The sequence below is a fragment of the Streptomyces sp. NBC_01476 genome (assembly GCF_036227265.1).
Classification (GTDB): domain Bacteria; phylum Actinomycetota; class Actinomycetes; order Streptomycetales; family Streptomycetaceae; genus Actinacidiphila.
Genome location: NZ_CP109446.1, coordinates 1,872,261 through 1,899,009, shown reverse-complemented (window position 1 = coordinate 1,899,009; position 26,749 = coordinate 1,872,261). Strand labels below are relative to the sequence as shown.

The 26,749-nt window shown below is 72.2% G+C and carries 25 protein-coding genes; 22 read left to right on the top strand and 3 right to left on the bottom strand.

What is annotated here, in order from left to right; all coding sequences use genetic code 11:
- Window positions 1–200 precede the first annotated feature (200 nt).
- The 8 genes from hisD (at window position 201) to hisF (ending at window position 6,112) form a co-directional block, all read left to right on the top strand.
- Window positions 201–1,511, top strand: coding sequence for a histidinol dehydrogenase (hisD, locus tag OG552_RS08285; protein ID WP_329130784.1), 1,311 nt, complete (start codon window positions 201–203; stop codon window positions 1,509–1,511).
- Window positions 1,508–2,677 (top strand): histidinol-phosphate transaminase, encoded by a 1,170-nt coding sequence (locus OG552_RS08280; RefSeq protein ID WP_329130782.1) that lies wholly within the window; start codon window positions 1,508–1,510, stop codon window positions 2,675–2,677. The genes hisD and OG552_RS08280 overlap by 4 nt, the downstream gene beginning before the upstream one ends.
- Complete coding sequence (gene hisB / locus OG552_RS08275) at window positions 2,674–3,267, top strand: imidazoleglycerol-phosphate dehydratase HisB (RefSeq protein WP_329130780.1); 594 nt, start codon at window positions 2,674–2,676, stop codon at window positions 3,265–3,267. The genes OG552_RS08280 and hisB overlap by 4 nt, the downstream gene beginning before the upstream one ends.
- Window positions 3,268–3,352: 85 nt before the next feature.
- On the top strand, window positions 3,353–3,505 hold the full coding sequence (locus OG552_RS08270; RefSeq protein WP_329130778.1) for a hypothetical protein: 153 nt from the start codon (window positions 3,353–3,355) through the stop codon (window positions 3,503–3,505).
- A gap of 13 nt (window positions 3,506–3,518) precedes the next feature.
- Window positions 3,519–4,154, top strand: a complete 636-nt coding sequence (gene hisH / locus OG552_RS08265) for an imidazole glycerol phosphate synthase subunit HisH (protein WP_329130776.1) — start codon at window positions 3,519–3,521, stop codon at window positions 4,152–4,154.
- A gap of 58 nt (window positions 4,155–4,212) precedes the next feature.
- Window positions 4,213–4,938 carry a bifunctional 1-(5-phosphoribosyl)-5-((5-phosphoribosylamino)methylideneamino)imidazole-4-carboxamide isomerase/phosphoribosylanthranilate isomerase PriA gene (priA, locus tag OG552_RS08260; protein ID WP_329130774.1) on the top strand — a complete coding sequence of 242 codons (726 nt, stop codon included), beginning with the start codon at window positions 4,213–4,215 and terminating at the stop codon, window positions 4,936–4,938.
- The gene (locus tag OG552_RS08255; RefSeq protein WP_329130772.1) at window positions 4,935–5,360 is read left to right on the top strand and encodes a Rid family hydrolase; all 426 of its coding nucleotides are present in this window, start codon (window positions 4,935–4,937) and stop codon (window positions 5,358–5,360) included. The genes priA and OG552_RS08255 overlap by 4 nt, the downstream gene beginning before the upstream one ends.
- Window positions 5,357–6,112: an imidazole glycerol phosphate synthase subunit HisF gene (gene hisF / locus OG552_RS08250; protein WP_329130770.1), complete on the top strand. Its 756-nt coding sequence runs from the start codon at window positions 5,357–5,359 to the stop codon at window positions 6,110–6,112. Before OG552_RS08255 ends, hisF begins: the two co-directional genes overlap by 4 nt.
- A 139-nt stretch (window positions 6,113–6,251) precedes the next feature.
- Here hisF and OG552_RS08245 read toward each other — a convergent pair whose 3' ends face one another.
- Window positions 6,252–6,884: a TIGR03085 family metal-binding protein gene (locus OG552_RS08245; RefSeq protein WP_329130768.1), complete on the bottom strand. Its 633-nt coding sequence runs from the start codon at window positions 6,882–6,884 to the stop codon at window positions 6,252–6,254.
- 54 nt (window positions 6,885–6,938) lie between these two features.
- Window positions 6,939–7,934: a hypothetical protein gene (locus tag OG552_RS08240; protein WP_329130766.1), complete on the bottom strand. Its 996-nt coding sequence runs from the start codon at window positions 7,932–7,934 to the stop codon at window positions 6,939–6,941.
- 125 nt (window positions 7,935–8,059) lie between these two features.
- Between OG552_RS08240 and hisI the strand changes: the two genes are divergently transcribed.
- On the top strand, window positions 8,060–8,425 hold the full coding sequence (hisI, locus tag OG552_RS08235) for a phosphoribosyl-AMP cyclohydrolase (RefSeq protein WP_329130765.1): 366 nt from the start codon (window positions 8,060–8,062) through the stop codon (window positions 8,423–8,425).
- A gap of 141 nt (window positions 8,426–8,566) precedes the next feature.
- Window positions 8,567–10,102 carry an anthranilate synthase component I gene (locus OG552_RS08230; RefSeq protein WP_329130764.1) on the top strand — a complete coding sequence of 512 codons (1,536 nt, stop codon included), beginning with the start codon at window positions 8,567–8,569 and terminating at the stop codon, window positions 10,100–10,102.
- A gap of 97 nt (window positions 10,103–10,199) precedes the next feature.
- Here the strand turns inward: OG552_RS08230 and OG552_RS08225 are convergent, their stop codons facing one another.
- Window positions 10,200–11,423 carry a S53 family peptidase gene (locus OG552_RS08225; protein WP_329130763.1) on the bottom strand — a complete coding sequence of 408 codons (1,224 nt, stop codon included), beginning with the start codon at window positions 11,421–11,423 and terminating at the stop codon, window positions 10,200–10,202.
- 439 nt (window positions 11,424–11,862) lie between these two features.
- On the opposite strand from OG552_RS08225, the gene OG552_RS08220 reads away from it, so the two are divergent.
- The 12 genes from OG552_RS08220 (at window position 11,863) to OG552_RS08165 (ending at window position 26,719) form a co-directional block, all read left to right on the top strand.
- Window positions 11,863–12,456, top strand: a complete 594-nt coding sequence (locus tag OG552_RS08220; protein ID WP_329140655.1) for a TIGR02234 family membrane protein — start codon at window positions 11,863–11,865, stop codon at window positions 12,454–12,456.
- Window positions 12,457–12,595: 139 nt separating this feature from the next.
- Complete coding sequence (locus OG552_RS08215; protein ID WP_329130761.1) at window positions 12,596–12,865, top strand: HGxxPAAW family protein; 270 nt, start codon at window positions 12,596–12,598, stop codon at window positions 12,863–12,865.
- Between the two features lie 82 nt (window positions 12,866–12,947).
- Window positions 12,948–13,415: a DUF2752 domain-containing protein gene (locus OG552_RS08210; RefSeq protein WP_443071148.1), complete on the top strand. Its 468-nt coding sequence runs from the start codon at window positions 12,948–12,950 to the stop codon at window positions 13,413–13,415.
- A 171-nt stretch (window positions 13,416–13,586) separates the two neighbouring features.
- Window positions 13,587–14,396: an indole-3-glycerol phosphate synthase TrpC gene (gene trpC / locus OG552_RS08205; protein ID WP_329130759.1), complete on the top strand. Its 810-nt coding sequence runs from the start codon at window positions 13,587–13,589 to the stop codon at window positions 14,394–14,396.
- Window positions 14,397–14,935: 539 nt separating this feature from the next.
- Window positions 14,936–15,079, top strand: coding sequence for a tryptophan biosynthesis modulator TrpM (gene trpM / locus OG552_RS08200; RefSeq protein WP_329130757.1), 144 nt, complete (start codon window positions 14,936–14,938; stop codon window positions 15,077–15,079).
- A gap of 112 nt (window positions 15,080–15,191) precedes the next feature.
- The gene (gene trpB, locus OG552_RS08195) at window positions 15,192–16,463 is read left to right on the top strand and encodes a tryptophan synthase subunit beta (RefSeq protein ID WP_329130755.1); all 1,272 of its coding nucleotides are present in this window, start codon (window positions 15,192–15,194) and stop codon (window positions 16,461–16,463) included.
- Window positions 16,460–17,278, top strand: a complete 819-nt coding sequence (gene trpA / locus OG552_RS08190; RefSeq protein WP_329130754.1) for a tryptophan synthase subunit alpha — start codon at window positions 16,460–16,462, stop codon at window positions 17,276–17,278. The genes trpB and trpA overlap by 4 nt, the downstream gene beginning before the upstream one ends.
- A 158-nt stretch (window positions 17,279–17,436) precedes the next feature.
- Window positions 17,437–18,261 (top strand): DsbA family protein, encoded by an 825-nt coding sequence (locus OG552_RS08185; RefSeq protein ID WP_329130752.1) that lies wholly within the window; start codon window positions 17,437–17,439, stop codon window positions 18,259–18,261.
- A gap of 219 nt (window positions 18,262–18,480) precedes the next feature.
- Entirely contained in the window at window positions 18,481–19,509 is a 1,029-nt protein-coding gene (gene lgt, locus OG552_RS08180) for a prolipoprotein diacylglyceryl transferase (RefSeq protein ID WP_329130750.1), read from the top strand.
- 143 nt (window positions 19,510–19,652) lie between these two features.
- Entirely contained in the window at window positions 19,653–20,399 is a 747-nt protein-coding gene (locus OG552_RS08175; protein WP_329130748.1) for a VIT1/CCC1 transporter family protein, read from the top strand.
- A gap of 316 nt (window positions 20,400–20,715) precedes the next feature.
- Window positions 20,716–25,263 (top strand): glutamate synthase large subunit, encoded by a 4,548-nt coding sequence (gene gltB / locus OG552_RS08170; protein WP_329130746.1) that lies wholly within the window; start codon window positions 20,716–20,718, stop codon window positions 25,261–25,263.
- A complete protein-coding gene (locus OG552_RS08165) occupies window positions 25,256–26,719 on the top strand; it encodes a glutamate synthase subunit beta (protein ID WP_329130744.1) in 1,464 nt (487 codons plus the stop codon). The genes gltB and OG552_RS08165 overlap by 8 nt, the downstream gene beginning before the upstream one ends.
- Window positions 26,720–26,749 lie beyond the last annotated feature (30 nt).

Genomic DNA, 26,749 nt, shown 5'->3' with positions numbered 1-26,749 from the left:
TCCGGCAACCGCCGTCCGGCAGGCAGGCGGTGCCCGGCACGCACGCCCGCCGCGCCGGCCCCGCCCGCCCGCCGCCCCGCCCGCCCCGCCCGCCGGGCGGGCGAGGACCTGCGCCGGGCAGGCGCCGGGCGGGCCGCACGGCGTATCACGGAGTGGGACCACGGAACGTCCGGCATGACCAGGTCTCTACACTTGGCAGCGTGATCTCCCGAATCGATCTGCGCGGTACCGCCTTCCCGGAGGGCGGGATCGACCGCGACCTGCTGCCCCGTGCCGAGTTCGACGTGGAAGCCGCCCTGGACACGGTGCGGCCCATCTGCGAGGACGTACGCCATCGCGGGACGCAGGCGGTCATCGACTACGGGGAGCAGTTCGACGGAGTGCGGCTCGACCGGCTCCGGGTGCCGGAGCAGGCTCTCCAGGACGCGCTGGCCGGCCTCGACCCCGAGGTGCGCGCGGCCCTGGAGGAGTCGATCCGCCGGACCCGCCTTGTCCACCGCGAGCAGCGCCGCACCGACATCACCACCGAGGTCGTCCCCGGCGGCACCGTCACCGAGCGCTGGGTGCCGGTCGGCCGGGTCGGGCTCTACGTGCCCGGCGGCCTCGCGGTCTACCCGTCCTCCGTGGTGATGAACGTGGTGCCCGCCCAGGAGGCCGGCGTGACCGGCATCGCGGTCGCCTCACCGCCGCAGAAGGACTTCGGCGGGGCACCGCACCCGGCCATCCTCGCCGCCTGCGCACTGCTCGGCGTGACCGAGGTGTACGCGGCCGGCGGCGCCCAGGCCATCGCCATGTTCGCCTACGGCACCGACGAGTGCCGCCCGGTCGACCTCGTCACCGGCCCCGGCAACATCTATGTCGCCGCCGCCAAGCGCCTGCTCAAGGGGCGGATCGGCATCGACGCCGAAGCCGGGCCCACCGAGATCGCGATCCTCGCCGACGCCACCGCCGACGCCGGTTTCGTCGCCGCCGACCTGATCAGCCAGGCCGAGCACGACCCGCTGGCCGCGGCCGTCCTGGTCACCACCTCCGTCGAGCTGGCGGACGCCGTCGACAAGGAACTGGCCTCCCAGGTCGCCGCCACCCGGCACCAGCAGCGGATCACCGCCGCCCTGTCCGGCCGCCAGTCCGCGGTCGTGCTGGTCGACAGCCTCGCCCAGGGCCTGGACGTGGTGGACGCCTACGCGGCCGAGCACCTGGAGATCCAGACCGAGGACGCACCCGAGGTCGCCGCGCAGGTACGGAACGCGGGCGCGGTCTTCGTCGGGCCGCACTCCCCGGTCTCGCTGGGCGACTACTGCGCCGGCTCCAACCACGTCCTGCCCACCGGCGGCTGCGCCTGCCACTCCTCGGGCCTGTCGGTGCAGTCCTTCCTGCGCGGCATCCACGTCGTGGACTACTCCCGCAACGCGCTGGCCGAGGTCGCCCACCACGTGGTGACCCTCGCCGGGGCCGAAGACCTGCCGGCGCACGGCGCCGCGGTCAGCATCAGGTTCGGGGGCCGGGCATGACCCGCATCGACGACCTCCCGATCCGCGCCGAGCTGCGCGGCCAGTCCCCGTACGGCGCCCCCCAGCTCGACGTGCCGGTGCTGCTGAACACCAACGAGAACCCCTACCCGCTGCCCGAGGAACTGGTCGCCCGGATCGCGGAGCGGGTCGCCGAGGCCGCCCGCCACCTCAACCGCTACCCGGACCGGGACGCGGTCGAGCTGCGCACCGGCCTGGCCGCGTATCTGAGCCGGACCGCGGGCCACACCGTGGGCATCGAGCAGGTGTGGGCCGCCAACGGCTCCAACGAGGTCATCCAGCAGCTGCTGCAGACCTTCGGCGGCCCCGGCCGTACCGCGATCGGCTTCGAGCCGTCGTACTCGATGCACGCGCTGATCTCCCGCGGCACCGGCACCGGCTGGCTCTCCGGGCCGCGCAACGCCGACTTCACCATCGACGGGGCGGCCGCCACCCGCGAGATCGCCGCGCACCGGCCCGACGTGGTCTTCATCTGCTCGCCGAACAACCCCACCGGCACGGCGGTCGCCGCCGAGACCGTCCTGGCGCTCTACGAGGCCGCGCAGGCCGCCGGGCCCTCGATGGTCGTCGTGGACGAGGCGTACGGCGAGTTCTCGCACCGGCCGTCGCTGCTGCCGCTGATCGAGGGCCGGCCGCACCTGGTGGTCACCCGGACCATGTCCAAGGCGTTCGGGGCGGCCGGACTGCGGCTCGGGTACCTCGCCGCGGACCCGGCGGTGGTCGACGCGGTCCAGCTGGTCCGGCTGCCCTACCACCTGTCGTCGGTCACCCAGGCGACTGCGCTGGCCGCTCTGGAGCACACCGAAACGCTGCTCGGCTACGTCCAGCAGCTGAAGAGCGAACGGGACCGGCTGGTCGCCGAGCTGGGCGCGACCGGCTACGACGTCACCGAGTCGGACGCGAACTTCGTGCAGTTCGGCCGGTTCGCCGACAGCCACGCCGGCTGGCAGGCGATCCTCGACCGCGGGGTGCTGGTCCGCGACAACGGCGTGCCGGGTTGGCTGCGGGTCTCCGCGGGCACTCCGGCGGAGAACGACGCCTTCCTGGACGCGGCCCGGACCGTCTTCAAGGAACTGCACGTCAACGAGCCGGGGACGGCGCCCGGCACTGAACCTGGCATTGAACCCGGCATTGAGGAGTCCGCATGACCCGCGTGGGCCGCGTGGAGCGCACCACCAAGGAGACGTCCACCGTCGTCGAGATCGACCTGGACGGCACGGGTCAGGTCGCGGTGTCGACCGGGGTCGGCTTCTACGACCACATGCTCGACCAGCTGGGCAGGCACGGGCTGTTCGACCTCAGTGTGAAGACCGAGGGCGACCTGCACATCGACACCCACCACACCATCGAGGACACCGCCCTCGCGCTCGGCGCCGCCTTCAAGCAGGCGCTCGGCGACAAGGTGGGCATCTACCGCTTCGGCAACTGCACGGTCCCGCTGGACGAATCGCTCGCCCAGGTGACCGTGGACCTGTCCGGCCGTCCGTATCTGGTGCACAACGAGCCGGAGAACATGGCGCCGATGATCGGGTCGTACGACACGACGATGACCCGGCACATCCTGGAGTCGTTCGTCGCGCAGGCGCAGATCGCGCTGCACGTCCACGTCCCCTACGGGCGCAACGCGCACCACATCGTGGAGTGCCAGTTCAAGGCGCTGGCCCGGGCGCTGCGGTACGCGAGCGAGCGCGACCCGCGCGCCGCCGGAATCCTGCCGTCGACGAAGGGCGCGCTGTGAGCGGCGCACGCAAGGCCACATGGCCGCAGTCAGGGCTCGGCGCGAGCGGTTGCCGCGCGGGCGGAGAAGCGAACGGACGACAACTGTGAGCAAGGGATCCACTCTTTTCATCCTGCTGGGGCTCTTCCTCCTCGGCGGGGTCTACTCCTTCTGGAAGCAGAAGCAGTCCAAGTCCCTGATCGCGATCCTGGCCATCGGGTCGGTGATGGCGATCGGCGCCGGGCTGCTCCAGCTGTAAGGGGCGTGCACGCATGACGAAGAGCGTGGTGGTGCTCGACTACGGGTTCGGCAACATCCGGTCCGCCGAGCGAGCCCTGGCCAGGGCCGGCGCCGACGTGGAGATCACCGCCGACTACGACCGGGCGATGAACGCCGACGGCCTGCTGGTGCCCGGCGTCGGCGCGTTCGCCGCCTGCATGGCCGGGCTGCGCTCGGTCCGCGGCGAGTGGATAGTCGGCCGCCGGCTGGCCGGCGGGCGCCCGGTGATGGGCATCTGCGTCGGCATGCAGATCCTCTTCGCCCGCGGCATCGAGCACGGGGTGCAGACCGAGGGCCTGGACGAGTGGCCCGGTACGGTGGAGCCGCTGCGCGCCCCGGTCGTACCGCACATGGGCTGGAACACCGTCAAGGCCCCCGAGGACTCCCGGCAGTTCGCCGGTCTTGACGACGACGCGCGCTTCTACTTCGTGCACTCCTACGCCGTACGCGACTGGGACCTCGCCACGCACAACAACTCCATCGCCGCCCCCAAGGTCGCCTGGACCACGCACGGCGAACCGTTCGTGGCCGCGGTGGAGAACGGCCCGTTGTGGGCCACCCAGTTCCACCCGGAGAAGTCCGGGGACGCGGGGGCACAACTGCTGGCCAACTGGCTCGGCACCCTCTAGTCCCGCACGCCGCCCGCCCGTCCGCACCTCTCTTCAGGACCGAGGAAACCGCATCCCGATGACCAAGCTCGAACTCCTCCCCGCCGTCGACGTCCGCGACGGCCAGGCCGTACGCCTGGTGCACGGCGAGTCCGGTTCCGAGACGTCGTACGGCGAGCCGCTCGCCGCCGCGCTGGCCTGGCAGCAGGCGGGTGCCGAGTGGCTGCATCTGGTGGACCTCGACGCGGCCTTCGGCACCGGCGACAACCGGAAGCTGATCGCCGAGGTGGCGCGGACCATGGACATCAAGGTGGAGCTCTCCGGCGGCATCCGGGACGACGACACCCTCGCCGCGGCCCTGGCCACCGGCTGCACCCGGGTCAACCTGGGCACCGCCGCGCTGGAGACCCCGCAGTGGGTGGCGAAGGTGATCGCCGAGCACGGCGACCGGATCGCGGTGGGCCTCGACGTACGCGGCACGACGCTGCGCGGCCGCGGCTGGACCCGTGACGGCGGCGACCTGTACGAGACGCTGGCCCGGCTCGACGCCGAGGGCTGCGCGCGGTACGTCGTCACCGACATCGCCAAGGACGGGACCCTGCAGGGGCCCAACCTCGATCTGCTGCGTAACGTGTGCGCGGCCACCGACAAGCCGGTCGTCGCCTCCGGCGGCGTCTCCAGCCTGGACGACCTGCGGGCCATCGCGGGTCTGGTCCCGGTGGGTGTGGAGGGTGCCATCGTCGGTAAGGCGCTCTATGCGAAGGCGTTCACCCTCGAAGAGGCCCTGGAGGCAGTGTCACGATGACCGGCAACCCTGGTGTGCGCCGTGAGCAGTCCGGCAGTTCGTGGGAAGAGGCGATCGGCTCGGCACGTGCGGTGGCGGCCGGGGACCGGGTGATCGTCGCCGGGATGATGCCGGACCCCGCGGACGGCGCGGTGCCCGGCGAGGACGAGCCGTACCAGCAGACGCTCAGCGCCTTCCGCAGCGCGATCGCGGCACTGGAGCCGTTCGGCCTGGGTGTGGAGAGCGTGATCCGCACCCGGATGTACCTCAGCCACGCCAGGGACGTGGACGAGGTCGGCCGGGCCCACCGGGAGCTGTTCGGGGCGGTACGGCCGGCCGCCACGATGGTGGTGGTCGCCGGGTTCAGCGACTCCCGGGTGGCGGTCGAGGTGGAGATCGAGGCGTATCGGGCGCCCTCCGGCGAGTCAGGAGCCGCACAGTGACCCTCGCGGTACGTGTCATCCCGTGCCTGGACGTGGACGCCGGGCGAGTGGTGAAGGGCGTCAACTTCCAGAATCTGCGCGACGCCGGTGACCCGGTGGAGATGGCCAAGCTCTACGACGCCGAGGGCGCGGACGAGCTGACCTTCCTGGACATCACCGCCTCCTCCGGCGACCGGGAGACCACGTACGACGTGGTCCGGCGCACCGCGGAGCAGGTCTTCATCCCGCTGACCGTCGGCGGCGGGGTGCGCAGCGCCGAGGACGTCGACAAGCTGCTGCGGGCCGGCGCCGACAAGGTGGGGGTCAACACCGCGGCCATCGCCAGGCCCGAGCTGATCCAGGAGATCGCCGAGCGGTTCGGCCGCCAGGTGCTGGTGCTGTCGGTGGACGCCCGCCGCACCCCGGCCGGCACCTTCGAGGTGACCACCCACGGCGGCCGGCAGGGCACCGGTATCGACGCGGTGGAGTGGGCGCACCGCGCGGCCGAGCTGGGTGCGGGGGAGATCCTGCTCAACTCGATGGACGCCGACGGCACCAAGGACGGCTACGACACCGAGATGATCGCCGCGGTGCGCAAGCATGTGACGGTCCCGGTGATCGCCTCCGGCGGCGCCGGCCGCCTCGCCGACTTCCCGCCCGCGGTGGCCGCGGGCGCCGACGCGGTCCTGGCCGCGTCGGTCTTCCACTTCGGCGATCTGCGGATCAGCGAGGTCAAGGCGGCCCTGCGGCAGGCCGGCCACCCGGTGCGCTAGAACTCCGCCGGGGGCCCGGGTGCGTCCCGCGCCGCCGCCTGCTCCGTCCGGTCCCTCAGGTGCGGCGGGCACAGATCAGCACCGCCAGGTCGTGCGCGAGCGGGACTTCGGCGGCACCCGGTCCGGCAGAGCCGGGCGCCTAGCCGGCCAGTTTGGCCGCGGTCAGTTTTGCCACCGCGTCCTCGTCGCCCTCGGTCTGCACTGTCGCGGCGGCCTGACGGCCGGACAGGAAGATGATCAGCTCGGAGGGTTCGCCGGTCACCGTCACCACCGGGGAGCCCTTGTGGGCCACCACCGTCTGGCCGTTCGGCCGGCGCAGTACCAGGCCCACCGGGGAGCGGCGCCCCATCAGCCGGGCGCCGCGCTCCAGCCGGCTCCACAGCACGTCGGCGAAGACCGGGTCGATCGAGCGCGGGGTCCAGTCCGGGGCGGCCCGCCGTACGTCCTCGGTGTGGACGTAGAACTCCACGGTGTTGGAGATCTCGTCCAGCTGCTTGACGGCGAAGGGCGACAGCCGCGGCGGCCCGGTCCTGATCAGCTGGATCAGTTCCTCGTACGGCTTGGCGGTGAACTCCTTCTGCACCCGCTCCAGCCGGCGCGCCAGCTGCGGGATCAGCTGTCCCGCCGCCGCGTCGCCGCGCCGCTCGCGCACCACCACGTGCGCCGCCAGGTCCCGGGTCCGCCACCCCTCGCACAGCGTCGGGGCGTCGGGCCCCGACCGCTCCAGCAGGTCGGCGAGGAGCAGACGTTCACGCTGCGCATGATTCGACATACCGCCAGGCTAGTTCCCCGGCGGCCCGGACGTCCGCTTCCCGCCGGAGAAGGTTCAGCCGAGCTTGCTGTAGAGCTTGACCCCGTTCTTGCCGTCGTTGCGGGTCAGCGAGCAGGTGACGGTCTTCTTCCCCTGGAGCTGATAGGTGACCAGCTTGGGGAAGAGCGCGTACGGGTAGTACTCCTTGCCGTCGGCCGGCAGGTGCTTGCGGGCGTCGGCGGTGCACAGGTCCAGCGCCTTGGTCTGGATGTCCAGGTCGCTGTCGAAGGTGCCGGTCAGCGTCTCGTTGGCGACCACCTGGGCGTCGTGCGCCGAGGAGCAGGAGCGGGTGGTGACCTTGTCCACCGTCTTCGTCAGCGTGGGCGCGTCGAAGCACTTGCCCGGCGCCAGTTCCACGTACGGGACCAGCTTCGTGCCGTCGGACGGCGTCGCGTCGTCGGTGGGCAGATCGGTCGGCAGGTCGAACGACGGGTCGTCCGAGGGTATGTCGAAGGACGGCGTCGGGAGCGAGGGCACGGAGAGGTCGGAGGGCAGGCCGCTGGGCAGCGTGGCGGACGCGCTGGGCTTGCCGTCGGCGGTGTCCTTCTTGTCGCTGCCGCCGGTGGCCGCGACCGCGCCGCCGATGATCGCGCCGACCACCACGATCACCGCGACCGCGATCCACACATTGCGCTTGGTGTGCTTCGGCGGCGGCGGGTAGCCGCCGGGGCCGCCCTGCTGCGGGTAGCCGTAGCCGTAGTCGGGCTGGCCGCCGTACGGTCCGGGCGGCGCCGGGGGGCCGGGCGGGCCGAAGCCGCCGCCCTGCTCCTGCGGGTAGCCGTAGTCCGGGTTCCCCTGCTGCGGATAGCCGTAGCCCTGGTCGCCCTGCGGCTGTCCGTAACCACCCTGCTGCGGCGGCCGGCCGTAGCCCTGACCGCCCGGCTGGGGCTGTCCGTAACCGCTGTCACCCTGCGGCGGGGGCGGGGGGCCGAAGCCCTGCGGCGGGCCGTAGCCGCCACCCTGGTCAGGAGGCGGCGGCGGACCATTCGGCGGCGGCGGAGGAAAACCCATGGAGGCAGGATGCCCCATACGGGTGACATCGGCGAGCGAACGCCGGATGACGGACAACTCTCTTGCCCCGTTTGGCAGTTAATGCGGCTTTTCTCGTTGGTGGAGATCGGCGGCAGAATGGTGACATGCCCGCACTCTCACTCGATCCCGCCATCGCCGCCCGCCTCCGGCGGAACCCCGACGGCCTGGTGCCCGCCATCGCCCAGCAGTACGACACCGGCGAGGTGCTGATGCTCGGCTGGATGGACGCCGAGGCACTGCACCGTACGCTCACCACCGGCCGCTGCACCTACTGGAGCCGCAGCCGCCAGGAGTACTGGGTGAAGGGCGACACCTCGGGCCACGTCCAGCACGTCAAGGCGGTCGCCCTGGACTGCGACGGCGACACCGTACTGGTCAAGGTCGACCAGGTCGGCGCGGCCTGCCACACCGGCGACCGGACCTGCTTCGACGCGGACGTGCTGCTCTCCCAGCCGGCCGGGGTCGCCTGACCCCTGCGGGCCCGCGCTGTCGCCGCCGCCGGGTGCGATTTGCCCGCCCACCGCCGAGCGCATCTGCCCACCCGCCGCCTGGCCGGGCAGCGCGCCGCGGCCGGCCGCGCGGCCCGGATAGTCTCAGCCACCATGGACGTCATGGACCTCGAAACCTTCCGCAAACTCGCGGTCGACCGCCGGGTCATCCCGGTCAGCCGGCGCCTCCTCGCGGACGGCGACACCCCCGTCGGCCTCTACCGCAAGCTCGCGGGCGAGCGGGAGGGCACCTTCCTGCTGGAATCGGCGGACGGCGGCTCCTCCCACACCGTGGGCGGCGGGGGAGGCAGGTCCTGGTCCCGTTACTCCTTCGTCGGCGTGCGGTCCGCCGCCACCTTGACCGTGCGGGACGGGCAGGCGCACTGGCTCGGCACCCCGCCGGCCGGCGTCCCGCTCGACGGCGACCCGCTGGCCGCGCTGCGCGCCACCGTCGAGGCCCTGCACACCCCGCGCGACCTGACGGCCGGCATGCCGCCCTTCACCGGCGGCATGGTCGGCTACCTCGGCTACGACATCGTGCGCCGGCTGGAACGGATCGGCGAGCACGGCCACGACGCCCTGCGGCTGCCCGAACTCACCATGCTGCTCACCTCGGACCTCGCGGTGCTCGACCACTGGGACGGCAGCGTGCTGCTGATCGCCAACGCGATCAACCACAACGACGAGGCGACCGGCGTCGACGAGGCGTACGCCGACGCGGTGGCCCGGCTCGACGCGATGGAGGCCGACCTCGCCAAGCCGGCCGCGATCGCCCCCGCCGCGCTCCCGGAGCCGGTGGACTTCCCGGTCACCTGGGGGTGGGGCGGCGACGACTTCAAGGCCGCCGTCGAGGACATCAAGGAGCGCATCCGGGCCGGTGAGGCCTTCCAGGTGGTGCCCTCGCAGCGGTTCGAGACCCCCTGCGAGGCGAGCGCGCTCGATGTCTACCGGGTGCTGCGGGCCACCAACCCCAGTCCGTACATGTATCTGCTGCGCTTCCCCGGCCAGGACGGCGGCAGCCCCTTCGATGTGGTGGGTTCCAGCCCCGAGGCGCTGGTCAAGGTCGAGGACGGCCGGGCCATGCTCCATCCGATCGCCGGCACCCGGCCGCGCGGCGCCACCCCGCAGGCCGACGCCGCGCTCGCCGGGGAACTGCTCGCCGACCCCAAGGAGCGCGCCGAACACCTGATGCTGGTCGACCTCGGCCGCAACGACCTGGGCCGGGTCTGCGAGCCGGGCAGCGTCGAGGTGGTGGACTTCATGTCGGTGGAGCGCTACTCGCACGTCATGCACATCGTCTCCACCGTCACCGGCACGGTCGCCGCCGGTCACACCGCCTTCGACGTGCTCACCGCGTGCTTCCCGGCCGGCACCCTGTCCGGTGCGCCCAAGCCGCGGGCCATGCAGATCATCGAGGAGCTGGAGCCGGTACGGCGCGGCCTGTACGGCGGCTGCGTCGGCTATCTGGACTTCGCCGGCGACTCCGACACCGCCATCGCGATCCGCACCGCGCTGCTGCGGGACGGGACCGCGTACGTCCAGGCGGGCGCGGGGATCGTCGCCGACTCCGACCCGGACGCGGAGGACGCCGAGTGCCGCAACAAGGCGGCGGCGGTGCTCAGGGCGGTGGCGACCGCCAACGCGATGAGCGGGAAGTAGCGGCAGCGCGCGGGCGGGCGGGGCGGCCACCGACGGCCGCCCCGCCCTGTTCCGGGCGGACGCTCCGGGCCCGGGTGGGGCCGGGCCCGGTTCCGGGTCAGCCCTGGAAGGCCGTCACACCGACGGGGCTGCCGAGGCCGGTCGGGCCGTCGTACCCCGCCGCCCCGGTGCACAGGTACGACCCCGCGCAGGACCCGTTCGAACCGCTGGTCACATCGGTGAGCGCGGTCGGGTGGGCGTACGGGAAGGACGCCGGGTAGGAGCCGCCGGACGGCGTGCCGGCCAGCGCGTAGACCGCGGCGACGATCGGCGAGGCCACGCTGGTGCCGCCGAAGACCTCCCAGCCCGGGTCGCCGCCGTAGGTGTCGTACACCGCGACGCCGGTCGCCGGGTCGGCGACCGCGGACACGTCGGAGACGGTCCGTCCCGAGCACTCGGAGTCCTGCTGCCAGGCCGGCTTCGGGTCGTACGCCGAGCAGCCGGAGCCGCTGCCGGTCCACGCCGACTCGCTCCAGCCGCTGCCCGCCCGGGTCAGCGAGGTGCCGCCGATCGAGGTGACGTACTGCGAGGCCGCCGGGTACTCCACGCCGTAACCGGCGTCACCCGCGCTGACGGTGATCGCCACCCCCGGGTGGTCGAAGTACTGGCTGTCGAAGGAGGGGTCGGAGGAGGACTCGCCGCCGCCGTAGCTGTTGGACACGTACTTCGCGCCCAGCGAGACGGCGGTGTTCACCGAGGTGCCCAGGTCGGCGATGGACGAGGAGGACGCCTCGACCAGCAGGATGTGGCACTGCGGGCAGACCGCGCTGACCATGTCCAGGTCGAGGGATATCTCCTCCGCCCAGCCCTGGTCGGGTGCCGGCAGCGAGGAGGCGCTGCCGTCCTGGCCGACCTTCTGGAAGCAGCCGTTGGCGGTACTGCACTCGGGCAGGCCGTAGTTGGCGCGGTACGTGGCCAGGTCCGCCTCGGCGCTGGGGTCGTCGTAGGCGTCGACGATGGCCACGGTCGCGCCCGCGCCGCCGTCGGCGGGGAGGCTGTAGGCACTGGCCAGGTCGGCCGGGCCGTAGCCGGAGGGGGCGGCCGCGGCACGTGAACCGGTCGATTTCGCCAGGGTGTTGGCGCCCGCGGTGACCTTCAGGGCCAGACACGCCATCGAGCCGGGCGTGCTGCTGACCGCGCAGGAGCGCTCGGTGCTGAGCCGGTGGGGGGTGGACTGGGCGCCCGCGGTGGGGGCCAGACTCAGGCCGGTGAGGGCGAGTCCTGCCGCCGCGGTGAGGGCGAGCCCGCTGCGGCGGGCTGCCGGGGAGAGGGTGAAACGCAAAACAACTGCCTCCTGTAGGTGGGGGGAAGTGGGGAGAGAAAAGGGGGATAGGAGGAGAGTGTGAAGGTGACGTGTGGGACCTGTGATCCTCCTGCTACGTGGAGTGACGAACGGGACGCCAGCGAACGTATGCTGACGAGCACACGACAACAAGGAGGGGTACCGGAATCTATACCTCCGCTTTACCTTCGGCCCCGCCGGAAGGCCCCGTCCCCGCAGGGGCGATGATGGAGCGGTGACCGGTATCCCCGATATCCCCGACACCCGCACGCTGACCGAGCAGCCCGCCGCGCAGCGCCTCGCCGAGCCGGGCACGGCCCCCGAGGGCGCCGGCGCAACCGCGGCGGAGCCGGCCGGCGGGGAAGCGGCGGTCACGGATGCCGGGACGCCGGCGCCGGCCGTCACCACGGACGGGCGGTCCGCCGCACGGCGCACGGCGATGCGGGCACTGGCACTCGCGCTGCCGGTGGGCGCCCTCGGCTCGGCACTCGTGCTCTTCGGCATGAGCAAGGCATGGACGCACGGCACCGCCGCCTTCGGCGGTCGCGGGGTGCCGGTGCACGCCACCGGGAGCCAGACCACCGCCCTGCCCGGCGCCCTCGCCCTGGTCGGACTCGCCGCACTGGTCGCGGTCTTCGCGGTCCGCAGCATCGGCCGGTACGCGGTCTCCGGGCTGCTCGCCCTCAGCGGCGCCGGTGTCATCGCGATCGCCGTCGCCCGCCGCGGCGACCACGGCGCCGTGAACTCCGCCGCGGCCCGCGCCACCGGCCTCACCCACGCCACCGCCGCCCACGTCACCACCACGTCCTGGCCGCTGGTCGCGGTGGCCGGCGGCCTCCTGCTGCTGATCGCCGGAGCGCTCGCGCTGCGCTACGGCCCCGCCTGGCCCGCCATGTCCAGCCGCTACGACCGCGGCGCCGGCCCCGCAGGACCGCGCCGCGCCGCCCCCGTGCCGGTGGACCCGGACCGCGCGGAGGACCTGTGGAAGGCCATCGACCGCGGCGAGGACCCCACCGAGCCGGCCGCCCGCTGACCCTCCCGCCACGCCATCCGGCCCGCCCCGCCGGACCACCCCCAGTGCGCGGGGCACCCGGCGCACGCGCAACAATGGAGGACGAAGCAGGCGGCGGAAGCCGTCTCCTACGACAGACCGAGAGCATCAGGGAGCACTCATGGCGGCCACGCACGACCACGGACACACGCCTGCCGCCTGGACCGGCGTGATCATCTCCTTCGTCGGTTTCTGCGCCGCGGGCGGTTTCATGGTCGCCGCGGAGCCGGTCCCCTTCTGGGTGAGCATGGGCGTCATCCTGCTCGGCCCCCTCGTGGGCGGCGTGATGAAGCTGATGGGCTTCGGCTCCAAGGAAGAGCCGTACATCAAGGCCGCCCGCGAGGACGCCGCGGCCCAGCAGCACGAGCCCCGCACCCCCGCGAACGCCTGACCGCCACCCGCTGACGCAACCCAGGGCGCAGCCGCAGGACCCCGCCGTCCGCGCGCTGCGCCTTCGCGCGTCCGCGGGCAGAATCAGCGGTGTGACCCCGCCCCCCGAGGCCGTGACCGCCGCCGCGGACCGGACCGCGCCCTGTGCGTACCGTGGCGCCCTGCGCCGTACCGCCGCGCCGCTCGCCCTGCTCGGCGGCGTCGTCGGCGCCTTCGGCTACGTCGCCGCGGTCGACCCGAACGCCCCGGGGCACTACCCGCTCTGCCCCTTGCGGTACTTCACCGGCCTGGACTGCCCCGGCTGCGGCGGTCTGCGCAGCGCGTACGCCTTCGCCCACGGCGACGTCATCACCGCACTGGGCTGTAACGCGCTCGCGGTGGCCGGATACCTGCTCTTCGCGGCCGGCTGGGCGGTCTGGTTCTGCCGGGCGGTGCGCGGCCGGCCCTTCGCGCCGGCGCTGCGGCCGGTGCACCGCCACGCGCTGGTCGCGCTGCTTGTCGTCTTCACCGTTGTCCGGAATCTGCCCTTCGGGGCGGCGCTCGCACCGTGAATCCGGGCCGTCCCCGGACGGCTACGCAGGGACGTATGTCCAGGTGGTGGGACCGCGATCGACCGGATGCGGGCACTTCGGCCACCGGCCGATACCATCGGGAGTGCCGGCGGGTTCCGCCGCTGGCTTGATCATTTCGCTGCTCGGCCCGGCCGGAAGGGGAGTTCTCGCGTGAGTGTGCTCGACGAGATCATCGACGGAGTCCGAGCCGACCTCGCCGAGCGGCAGACCCGGGTCAGCCTGGACGACCTCAAGGAACGGGCGGCCCGCGCCCGGGACGCCAAGGACGGGGTGGCCGCGCTGCGCGGCGAAGGCGTCACGGTGATCTGCGAGGTCAAGCGGTCCAGTCCGTCCAAGGGGGCGCTCGCGGCGATCGCCGACCCCGCGGGGCTCGCCGCCGACTACGAGGCGGGCGGGGCGGCCGCGATCAGCGTGCTCACCGAGCAGCGCCGGTTCGGCGGGTCGCTCGCCGACCTTGAGGCGGTACGGGCCAAGGTCGACATCCCGGTGCTCCGCAAGGACTTCATCGTCACCGCGTACCAGCTCTGGGAGGCCCGGGCGTACGGTGCGGATCTCGCGCTGCTGATCGTCGCGGCCCTGGACCAGCCGGCGCTGGTCTCGCTGATCGAGCGGGCGGAGTCGATCGGGCTCACCCCGCTGGTCGAGGTGCACGACGAGGAAGAGGTCGAGCGGGCGGTGGACGCGGGGGCGCGGGTCATCGGCGTCAACGCGCGCAACCTCAAGACGCTGGAGGTCGACCGCGGTACGTTCGCGCGGGTCGCGCCGGAGATTCCGGACCGTATCGTCAAGGTCGCGGAGTCCGGGGTCCGCGGGCCCCACGATCTCATCGCCTACGCGCATGACGGCGCGGACGCGGTCCTGGTGGGGGAGTCCCTCGTCACCGGCAAGGACCCCCGCACGGCCGTCGCCGACCTCGTAGCAGCCGGCGCCCACCCCGCCCTCCGCAACAGCCGCGACTAGCTTCTACCCCGGCCCCGAAGCACCCCACCTCTTCCTCCTGCCTTCCCCCCGCCGTGCCCCGACCCCCGCGGGGGCCCTCCGCGCCGTCTCGGCAGGCCGCGCAGTTCCCCGCGCCCCTAGTGGACACCGTCCCGGGAAAGGGCACCCCCCCAGGGGCGCGAGGAACTGCGCGACGAGCCATGACCCGGCGGCAGTCTGCAAACCCGCCCGAAGGGGCACCCCCCCAGGGGCGCGGGGAACTGCGCGACGAGCCATGACCCGGCGGCAGCATGCCAACCGTCCGGAGGGGGCACCCCCTCAGGGGCGCGGGGAACTGCGCGACGAGCCACGACCCGGCGGCAGCATGCCAACCGTCCGGAGGGGGCACCCCCTCAGGGGCGCGGGGAACTGCGCGACGAGCCACGACCCGGCGGCAGCATGCCAACCGTCCGGAGGGGGCACCCCCTCAGGGGCGCGGGGAACTGCGCGAGGGGGACGGGGTGGGGCACCCCGGGGAGGGCTGGTGCGGCCACCCCGCAGGGGCCCGTAGAATCACGCCCATGCCCATCTCCTCCCGCCTCGCCCCCGGCTGCCGCCCCCGCGGCTGCCGCGCGCCGGCGCGCCGGGTGCTCGGGCGGCGGGTGCGGTACGTGATCGGGTGCGAGCCCGGCCAGGTGAACGGCAGGCGATGGCGGCGCGGCTGACCCGCGACCACCGGCCGGCAGCGTACGTACAAGGCGAGAGCCGACGCCGTACGCCCCGCCGTGCCCTCCCCGTCCCCTCCCACCCACCTGCCAAGGGCAAAGGCACCACCCCATGTCAGAGAAACCCGATTTCTTCTTCCCCGACCCGGACGGCGTGATCCCGACCTCCGCGGGCTACTTCGGCGCCTTCGGCGGCAAGTTCATCCCCGAGGCGCTGGTCGCCGCCGTGGACGAGGTCGCCGTCGAGTACGAGAAGGCCAAGGCGGACCCCGCGTTCGCCGCCGAGCTCAACGACCTGATGGTCAACTACGCCGGCCGCCCCAGCGCCCTCACCGAGGTGCCCCGCTTCGCCGAGCAGGCCGGCGGCGCCCGGGTGTTCCTCAAGCGTGAGGACCTCAACCACACCGGCTCGCACAAGATCAACAACGTGCTCGGCCAGACCCTGCTCACCCGCCGGATGGGCAAGACCAGGGTCATCGCCGAGACCGGCGCCGGCCAGCACGGCGTCGCCACCGCCACCGCCTGCGCCCTGTTCGGCCTCGACTGCACCATCTACATGGGTGAGATCGACACCGAGCGGCAGGCCCTCAACGTCGCCCGGATGCGGATGCTCGGCGCCGAGGTCATCGCGGTGAAGTCCGGCAGCCGCACCCTCAAGGACGCCATCAACGAGGCGTTCCGCGACTGGGTGGCCAACGTCGACCACACCCACTACCTCTTCGGCACCGTGGCGGGCCCGCACCCCTTCCCCGCGCTGGTCCGCGACTTCCACCGGGTGATCGGCGTGGAAGCCCGCCGCCAGCTGCTGGAGCGCACCGGGCGGCTGCCCGACGCCGCGGTGGCGTGCGTCGGCGGCGGCTCCAACGCCATGGGGCTCTTCCACGCCTTCCTGCCCGACACCGGCGTGCGGCTGGTCGGCTGCGAGCCGGCCGGCCACGGCATCGGGACCGGCGAGCACGCCGCGACCCTCACGCAGGGCGAGCCCGGCATCCTGCACGGCTCCCGCTCCTACGTCCTGCAGGACGACGAGGGCCAGATCACCGAGCCGTACTCCATCTCGGCCGGCCTGGACTACCCCGGTGTGGGCCCGGAGCACTCCTACCTCAAGGACTCCGGCCGCGCCGAGTACCGCGCGATCACCGACGACGCGGCGATGCAGGCCCTGCGGCTGCTGTCGCGCACCGAGGGCATCATCCCCGCCATCGAGAGCGCCCACGCCCTGGCCGGCGCGCTGGAGATCGGCCGTGACCTGGGCCCCGAGGGCCTGGTCCTGGTCAACCTCTCCGGCCGTGGCGACAAGGACATGGACACCGCGGCCCGCTACTTCGGGCTGTACGAACCGACGGGCGACGTCGACGAGGAGCACGAGGTGGCGTCGGAATGACCGGGAACATCCAACTGCTCGACCAGAGCCTTGCCGCTGCCAGGGCCGAGGGCCGGGCCGCGCTCATCGCCTATCTGCCGGCCGGCTTCCCGACCATCGACGGCGGCGTGGAAGCCGTCCGGGCGGCCTTCGAGGGCGGCGCCGACATCGTCGAGGTCGGCCTGCCGCACAGCGACCCGGTGCTCGACGGCCCGGTGATCCAGACCGCCGACGACATCGCCTTCAAGAACGGCGTGCGGATCGTGGACGTGCTGCGCACCGTGCGCGAGGGGCACGCCGCGTCCGGCAAGCCGGTCCTGGTGATGACGTACTGGAACCCGGTGGACCGCTACGGTCCTGAGCGCTTCGCCGCCGAGCTCGCCGAGGCGGGCGGCGCGGGCTGCATCCTGCCCGACCTGCCGGTCGAGGAGTCCGAGCTGTGGCGGAAGGCGGCCGAGCAGCACGGGCTGGCCACCGTCTTCGTCGTCGCCCCCTCCAGCCGCGACGAGCGGCTGGCCAGGATCACCGCGGCCGGCTCCGGATTCGTCTACGCGGCCTCGCTGATGGGCGTCACCGGCACCCGTACCAGCGTCGGCGCGCAGGCCGCCGACCTGGTGCGGCGGACCCGCGCCACCACCGAACTGCCGGTCTGCGTGGGCCTGGGCGTCTCCAACGCGGCGCAGGCCGCCGAGGTGGCCGGCTTCGCCGACGGTGTGATCGTCGGCTCGGCCTTCGTCAAGCGGCTGCTCGACCACGGCGACGACCTGGCCGCCGGTGTCGCCGCGGTACGGGCGCTGGCCGCCGAACTCGCCGAGGGCGTCCGCAAGCGCGGCTGACGCTCCCGCCCCCGCTCCTCCACCACGGACCGCGCTCCTCCACCACGAATCCGTCCCCGGTCGCACGGCGTCACTCCGGGGACGGATTCTTGTCACCCCACAGGGCGAAAAACGGTGCGGGCAGACGCCCAGCGACTCCCCGCACCGTTGCCAGAGGCGTGAGCGAGAAGAACCGTGACAGGAAGCGCAGCGCCCGCGAGGCGCTCCAGGAACAGCGGGCGAAGGAGAAGAACCAGGCCAGACGGAAGCGGACCCTGGTCGTCGCGGGCGCGGTGGCCGGCGTGCTCGTCATCGGCGCCGTCATCGGCGTGGTGGTCGCCGACAACGACAGCGGCGGCAGCTCGGGCGATACCGACTCGGCGGGCGCGGTGAGCACGCCCAAGGGGGCCACCGGCAAGGACGGCCTGGTGATCCCGGTCGGCGCCGCCGACGCGCCCTCCACGCTGACGATCTACGAGGACTTCCGCTGCCCGGCCTGCGACGCCTTCGAGAAGGCCTTCACGCCGACGATCCACAGCCTGGAGAACGACGGGCAGCTGCGTACCGAGTACCACCTGGTCACGCTCATTGACGGCAACCTCGGCGGCTCCGGCTCGCTGACCGCCGCGAACGCCGCCGCGTGCGCCCAGGACCAGGGGAAGTTCCGCGCCTATCACGACGTCCTGTACAGCAACCAGCCCGACGAGCAGGACGACAAGTTCGCCGACAAGAACACCCTGCTGGACCTGGCCGGCCAGGTCCAGGGTCTCAAGACGCCCGCCTTCACCGCCTGCGTGAACAACGGCACCCACAACAGCTGGGTGAAGAAGTCCGACCAGGCGTTCAACTCCTCGGGCTTCAACTCCACCCCCACCGTGCTGCTCAACGGCAAGAACATCTACGGCAGCCAGAGCGCGGCACTCACCCCGGACTCGCTGAAGCAGATGGTGAAGCAGGCGAACAAGGGCAAGCAGCCGGGGAAGGTCACCGCCACCCCTTCCTGACGCCTCCTGAAGCGTTGCGGCACCTCAGAGCAGCTCAGAGCACCTCGGAGCAGCTCAGAGCAGCTCAGAGCGCCTCAGCGCACCTCAGGGCACGTCAGCGTGCCTCACACGGCTCTGCGGGGCCTTTCGTGGCACCTGCTGACAGTGACGGAAGTTATCCATACGTGGCCGGGCGGGTTGCCGATACACCCGCCCGGCAGGGTAGCGTCGGTCCTTGCCATGGACCTCGCATTCATTCCCAGCCCCTCGCAGGGTGTCGTCCACCTCGGACCGATCCCGCTGCGCGGCTACGCGTTCTGCATCATCATCGGCGTCTTCGTGGCCGTATGGCTCGGCGGCAGGCGCTGGATCGCCCGCGGCGGCAAAGCGGGGACGGTGGCGGACATCGCCGTCTGGGCGGTGCCGTTCGGCCTGGTCGGCGGCCGGCTTTACCACGTCATCACCGACTACGAGCTGTACTTCACCAGCGGCAAGGACTGGGTCGACGCCTTCAAGATCTGGCAGGGCGGCCTCGGCATCTGGGGCGCCATCGCCTTCGGCGCGCTCGGCGCGTGGATCGGCTGCCGCCGCCGGGGCATCGCACTGCCCGCGCACGCGGACGCCATCGCCCCGGGGATCGCCTTCGCGCAGGCGATCGGGCGCTGGGGGAACTGGTTCAACCAGGAGCTGTACGGGCGGCCCACCGACCTCCCGTGGGCGCTCAAGATCGACCCCGCACACCGGCCGGACGCGACACCGGACGTCGTCACGTACCACCCGACCTTCCTGTACGAGTCCCTGTGGTGCGTCGGCGTCGCGCTGCTCGTGCTCTGGGCGGACCGCCGCTTCCGGCTCGGCCACGGCCGTGCCTTCGCGCTGTACGTCGCCTCGTACACGGTGGGCCGGTTCTGGATCGAGTACATGCGGGTGGACGACGCCCACCACATCCTGGGTCTGCGGCTGAACGACTGGACGGCGATCGTCGTCTTCGCCGGGGCGGTCCTCTACTTCGTCCTCTCCGCCCGCCGCCACCCCGGCCGCGAGGAGACCGTGGAGCCGGACCCGGCAGTGCTGACCGCACCGGCCGGCGCCCCCGTCACCGCACCGGACGCTGTCCCGGACGATGCCGGGGACGGCAGCGCCACACCTCCGCCCGACCCGGACGAACCCCCGGCCGCGACGGAACCTGCCGCGTCGGCCGCCCCTGCGGGGGCCGGGCCCGCGGACGAACCCGCGGACGAACCCGAAGGCGCCTCCAAGAGCGTCTGAGCCCACGGAACGCCCCTCTTCGGAGGGGCGTTCTTGCAGGTCAGGGCAGCCTTTCCTTGCTGGCGGGGGCAGGAATTCGCGCGTACGGTCGAACCGTTCCACTGGAGCGGACGGCAACGTGCTGTCCGGGGGAGGGGTGCCACATGTCCACCGCGGTCGACGCAACCACAGCCACATCCGCGGCGGCGATCCCGTACCACGTGCCCCACCACGTCCACCGTGATGTGAGCGGCGGCTGGCTGCGGCCCGCCGTGTTCGGCGCGATGGACGGCCTGGTGTCGAACTTCGCCCTGATGACCGGCGTGGCCGGCGGTGACGTGTCGACCCGTACCGTCGTCGTGACGGGGCTGGCCGGGCTGGCGGCCGGTGCCTTCTCGATGGCGGCCGGCGAGTACACCTCGGTGGCCTCCCAGCGGGAGCTGGTGGAGGCCGAGCTCGCGGTCGAGCGGACCGAACTGCACCGGCACCCCGAGGACGAGCTGCGGGAGCTGGCCGCGCTCTATGTCTCGCGCGGGGTGGAGCCGGAGCTCGCGCACGAGGTGGCGCGGCAGCTGTCCGCCGACCCCGAGCAGGCGCTGGAGATCCACGCCCGCGAGGAGCTCGGCGTCGACCCGGCCGACCTGCCCTCCCCGGTGGTGGCCGCGGCCTCCTCCTTCGTGTCGTTCGCGCTGGGCGCGCTGCTGCCGCTGCTGCCGTATCTGCTGGGCGCCGGCACCCTGTGGCCCGCCGCGGTGCTGGCGCTGGCCGGCCTCTTCGGCTGCGGTGCGGCGGTGGCCCGGGTCACCGCCCGCTCCTGGTGGTACGGCGGACTGCGGCAGCTGGCCTTGGGTGCGGCGGCCGGCGGGGTTACCTTCGTACTGGGAGCCCTGATCGGTACTGCCGTCGGCTGACCGAGGTGATCCGGGGCGTGATCGAAGCCTCGTGTTTCCCGCTCGTTTCGGATACCCCCACACGGGGCATCACTCGGTAACGCGTCGGCAGAGCTGCCAGGCCGCGCCTCAGGAACCATCGCAACCCCCTCATGCATGCTGGCCTGAAATGACCCCCAGGATCTCCGGTATGTCCACATGCTGGAATCAGTTATCCGCTTCTCGAACACTCGGTCATCATGTAACCTGCACGAAATCGCAGAGGGCCAACGTCGTCCCTGTTGCGCATGCCTATGACAGGCGATGCATATCAGCCAAAGACGACGACGGGAGAGCCATGCGTTCGCGTTCCGCGTTCATGGACGGGCGCCCCGCCCCGCAGGGGATGTACGACCCCCGCAACGAGCACGACGCCTGTGGTGTCGGCTTCGTGGCCACCCTCACCGGTGAGGCGAGCCACGCGCTCGTCGACCGGGCGCTCACCGTCCTGCGCAACCTGGAGCACCGCGGTGCCACCGGTGCCGAGCCCGACTCGGGCGACGGCGCGGGCATCCTGCTCCAGGTCCCGGACGCCTTCCTGCAAGCCACTACGGCCTTCGACCTGCCGGCCGCCGGGCGGTACGCGGTCGGCCTCGCCTTCCTGCCGGTCGAGCCCGACGACCGCGCCAAGGCCGTGGACGCCATCGAGCGGATCGCCGGCGAAGAGGGCCTGACCGTCCTCGGCTGGCGCGAGGTCCCGGTCGACCCCGACCTGCTCGGCTCCACCTCCCGCTCCACCATGCCGTACTTCTCGCAGCTCTTCGTCGCCGACGCGGCCGGCGAGCGCTCCGGCATCGACCTCGACCGGCCCGCCTTCGTGCTGCGCAAGCGCGCCGAACGCGAGGCCGAGGTCTACTTCCCTTCGCTGTCCGCGCGGACCATCGTCTACAAGGGCATGCTCACCACCGGCCAGCTGGAGCCGTTCTTCCCCGACCTGTCCGACGAGCGGTTCGCCACCGCCATCGCGCTGGTCCACTCCCGCTTCTCCACCAACACCTTCCCGAGCTGGCCGCTGGCCCACCCGTACCGCTTCGTCGCGCACAACGGCGAGATCAACACCGTCAAGGGCAACCGCAACTGGATGCGGGCCCGCGAGTCGCAGCTGAGCAGTGAGCTCTTCGGCGGTGACCTGGAGCGGATCTTCCCGGTCTGCACGCCCGGCGCCTCCGACACCGCCTCCTTCGACGAGGTGCTGGAGCTGCTGCACCTCGGCGGCCGGTCCCTGCCGCACAGCGTGCTGATGATGATCCCCGAGGCGTGGGAGAACCACGCCTCCATGGACCCGGCCCGGCGCGCCTTCTACCAGTACCACTCCACCCTGATGGAGCCCTGGGACGGCCCGGCCTGCGTCACCTTCACCGACGGCTCCGTGGTCGGCGCGGTGCTCGACCGCAACGGTCTGCGCCCCGGCCGCTACTGGGTCACCGACGACGGCCTGGTCGTGCTCGCCTCCGAGTCCGGCGTGCTGCACGACATCGACCCGGCGAAGATCGTCCGCAAGGGCCGCCTGCAGCCCGGCCGGATGTTCCTGGTCGACACCGTCTCGCACCGCATCGTCGAGGACGACGAGATCAAGGCCGGCATCGCCGCGCAGAACCCGTACAGCGACTGGCTCGAAGCCGGCCTGATCGAACTCGCCGAGCTGCCCGAGCGCGAGCACATCGTGCACACCCACGCCTCGGTCACCCGCCGCCAGCAGACCTTCGGCTACACCGAGGAAGAACTGCGGGTGCTGCTCGCCCCGATGGCCAGGACCGGCGCCGAGCCGATCGGCTCGATGGGCACCGACTCGCCGATCGCCGCCCTGTCCGCACGCCCCCGGCTGCTCTTCGACTACTTCACCCAGCTCTTCGCGCAGGTCACCAACCCGCCGCTGGACGCCATCCGCGAGGAGCTCGTCACCTCGCTGATCTCCACCATCGGCCCGTCCGGGAACCTGCTGGAGCCCAGCCCGGCGTCCTGTCGCAACATCACCCTGCCCTTCCCGGTGATCGACAACGACGAGCTGGCCAAGCTCATCCACGTCAACGCCGACGGCGACATGCCCGGCATGAAGGCCGCGACCCTCTCCGGCCTCTACCGGGTGGCCGGCGGCGGCGAGGCACTGGCCGCCCGGCTCGCCGAGATCTGTACGGAGACCGACGCCGCCATAGAGGACGGCGCCCGCGTCATCGTGCTCTCCGACCGGCACTCCGACGCCGAGCACGCCCCGATCCCCTCGCTGCTGCTCACCTCCGCGGTGCACCACCATCTGATCCGCACCAAGCAGCGCACCCAGGTCGGCGTGATCGTCGAGGCCGGCGACGTCCGCGAGGTGCACCATGTCGCTCTGCTGATCGGGTACGGCGCGGCCGCCGTCAACCCCTACCTCGCCATGGAGTCCGTCGAGGACCTGGTGCGGGCCGGCACCTTCCTGCCCGGGGTGGAGTCCGAGACCGCGATCAAGAACCTGATCAAGGCGCTCGGCAAGGGCGTCCTGAAGGTCATGTCGAAGATGGGCATCTCCACCGTCGCCTCCTACCGCGGCGCCCAGGTCTTCGAGGCCGTCGGCCTCGACACCGAATTCGTGGACACCTACTTCCACGGCACCGACACCAAGATCGGCGGCGCCGGCATAGGAGTCATCGCCCAGGAGGTCGCCGCCCGGCACGCCAAGGCGTACCCCGTCTCCGGGATCGCCGCCGCGCACCGCCGGCTGGAGATCGGCGGCGAGTACCAGTGGCGCCGTGAGGGCGAACCGCACCTCTTCGACCCGGACACCGTCTTCCGGCTCCAGCACGCCACCCGCACCCGGCGCTACGACATCTTCAAGCAGTACACCTCCCGGGTGAACGAGCAGTCCGAGCGGCTGATGACGCTGCGTGGCCTGTTCGGGCTGAAGAACGACCGCCCCTCGATCCCGGTCGAGGAGGTCGAGCCGGTCAGCGAGATTGTCAAGCGCTTCTCCACCGGCGCGATGTCGTACGGCTCGATCTCCCGCGAGGCGCACGAGACGCTCGCCATCGCGATGAACCAGCTCGGCGGCAAGTCCAACACCGGCGAGGGCGGCGAGGACCCGGACCGGCTCTACGACCCGGCCCGGCGCAGCGCCATCAAGCAGGTCGCCTCCGGCCGGTTCGGCGTCACCAGCGAGTACCTGGTCAACGCCGACGACATCCAGATCAAGATGGCCCAGGGCGCCAAGCCCGGCGAGGGCGGCCAGCTGCCCGGCCACAAGGTCTACCCGTGGATCGCCGGCACCCGGCACTCCACCGCCGGCGTCGGCCTGATCTCGCCGCCGCCGCACCACGACATCTACTCCATCGAGGACCTCGCCCAGCTGATCCACGACCTGAAGAACGCCAACCCCAAGGCGCGGGTCCACGTCAAGCTGGTCTCCGAGGTCGGCGTCGGCACCGTCGCCGCGGGCGTCTCCAAGGCGCACGCCGACGTGGTGCTGATCTCCGGCCACGACGGCGGCACCGGCGCCTCCCCGCTCACCTCGCTCAAGCACGCCGGCGGACCCTGGGAGCTCGGCCTGGCCGAGACCCAGCAGACGCTGCTGCTCAACGGGCTGCGGGACCGGATCGTGGTGCAGACCGACGGCCAGCTCAAGACCGGCCGGGACGTGGTCATCGCCGCACTGCTCGGCGCCGAGGAGTTCGGCTTCGCCACCGCTCCGCTGGTGGTCTCCGGCTGCATCATGATGCGGGTCTGCCACCTGGACACCTGCCCGGTCGGTGTCGCCACCCAGAACCCGGTGCTGCGCGACCGCTTCAGCGGCAAGCCCGAGTTCGTGGTGAACTTCTTCGAGTTCATCGCCGAGGAGGTCCGCGAACTCCTCGCCGAGCTGGGCTTCCGCACCCTGGAGGAGGCCGTCGGCCACGCCGAGCTGATCGACGCCGGCCGCGCGGTCGACCACTGGAAGGCGCAGGGCCTGGACCTCGCCCCGCTGCTCTACGTGCCGGAACTGCCCGAAGGCGCGGCCCTGCACCGCATCACCGGCCAGGACCACGGCCTGGACCGGGCACTGGACAACGAGCTGATCCAGCTCGCCGCCGAGGCGCTGGAGACCGGCGCCCCGGTCCGCGCCCAGGTGCCGATCCGCAACGTCAACCGGACCGTCGGCACCATGCTCGGCCACGAGGTGACCAAGAAGTACGGTGGCGCCGGCCTGCCCGAAGGCACCATCGACATCACCTTCACCGGCTCGGCCGGCCAGTCCTTCGGCGCCTTCCTGCCCAGCGGCATCACCCTGCGGCTCGAAGGCGACGCCAACGACTACGTCGGCAAGGGCCTGTCCGGCGGCCGGGTCATCGTCCGCCCGGACCGCGGCGCCGACCACCTCGCCGAGGGTTCCACCATCGCCGGCAACACCATCGCCTACGGCGCCACCGGCGGCGAACTCTTCCTGCGCGGCCGTACCGGCGAGCGCTTCTGCGTCCGCAACTCCGGCGCCACCGTGGTCGCCGAAGGCGTCGGCGACCACGGCTGCGAGTACATGACCGGTGGCCGGGCCCTGGTGCTCGGCTCCACCGGGCGGAACTTCGCGGCCGGCATGTCCGGCGGCATCGCCTACGTCCTCGACCTGGACCCGGCGGCCGTCAACCCCGGCATGGTCGCGATCGAGCCGCTGGCCGCCGACGACATCACGTGGCTGCACGATGTGGTGCGCCGCCACCTGGAGGAGACCGGTTCCACCGTCGCCGAGCGGCTGCTCGCCGACTGGGGCGCCGCCCTCACCCGCTTCGGCAAGGTCATGCCGAGGGACTACAAGGCAGTGCTCGCCGCCAAGAACGCCGCCGAGCAGGCCGGACTCTCGGAGTCCGAGACCACCGCGAAGATGATGGAGGCGGCAAATGGCTGACCCCAAGGGCTTCCTCACCACCCCGCGTGAGAACAACCCGACCCGCCCGGTGGAGGAGCGCAGGCAGGACTGGAACGAGGTCTACGTTCCCGGCGGCCTGCTGCCGATCATCAGCGACCAGGCCGGCCGCTGCATGGACTGCGGCATCCCCTTCTGCCACAACGGCTGTCCGCTCGGGAACCTCATCCCCGAGTGGAACGACTACGCCTACCGCAAGGACTGGACCGCCGCCAGCGAGCGGCTGCACGCCACCAACAACTTCCCGGAGTTCACCGGGCGGCTCTGCCCGGCGCCCTGCGAGTCCGCGTGCGTGCTCGGCATCAACCAGCCGCCGGTGACCATCAAGAACGTCGAGGTCAGCATCATCGACCAGGCGTGGGACAACGGTGACGTGCGCCCGCAGCCGCCCGAGCGGCTCTCCGGCAAGACCGTCGCGGTCATCGGCTCCGGCCCCGCGGGCCTGGCCGCCGCCCAGCAGCTCACCCGGGCCGGCCACACCGTCGCGGTCTACGAGCGCGCCGACCGGATCGGCGGACTGCTGCGCTACGGCATCCCCGAGTTCAAGATGGAGAAGCGGCACGTCAACCGGCGTATCGAGCAGATGCGCGCGGAGGGCACCAAGTTCCGTACCGGTGTGCAGATCGGCACCGACCTGGACGCGGCGAAGCTCGCCAAGCGGTACGACGCGATCGTCATCGCGGCCGGCGCCACCACCTGGCGGGACCTGCCGGTCGAGGGCCGCGACCTCACCGGTGTGTACCAGGCGATGGAGTACCTGCCGCTCTCCAACAAGGTGCAGGAAGGCGACTTCGTGGCGCCGCCGGTCACCGCCGAGGGCAAGCACGTGGTGGTCATCGGCGGCGGCGACACCGGCGCGGACTGCGTCGGCACCGCCCACCGCCAGGGCGCGCTGTCCGTCACCCAGCTGGAGATCATGCCCCGCCCGTCCGACGACCGGCCGGCCCGCCAGCCGTGGCCGACGATGCCGATGGTCTACAAGGTCACCTCCGCGCACGAGGAGGGCGGCGAGCGGGTGTACGCGGTCAACACCGTCCGCTTCACCGGCGACGAGAACGGGCACGTGCGGGAACTGCACCTGGTCGAGGTGGTCTTCGAGGACGGCAGGTTCGTCCCGCAGGAGGGCACCGAGCGGATCATCCCCGCCGACCTGGTCACCCTCGCGATGGGCTTCACCGGCACCGACCAGTCCAACGGCATGATCGACCAGCTCGGCCTGGAGCTGGACGCCCGCGGCAACATCGCCCGCGACGCGTCCTTCGCCACCAACGTCGACGGTGTCTTCGTCGCCGGGGACGCCGGCCGCGGTCAGTCGCTCATCGTCTGGGCGATCGCCGAGGGCCGCAGCGCGGCCAAGGCCGTCGACACCTACCTGGTGGGTCTGCCCTCCGCGCTGCCCGCCCCGATCCGTCCGACGGACCGCCCGCTGACCGTCTGACCCCCAGATGTCCCGCACAAAGGCGTGCGG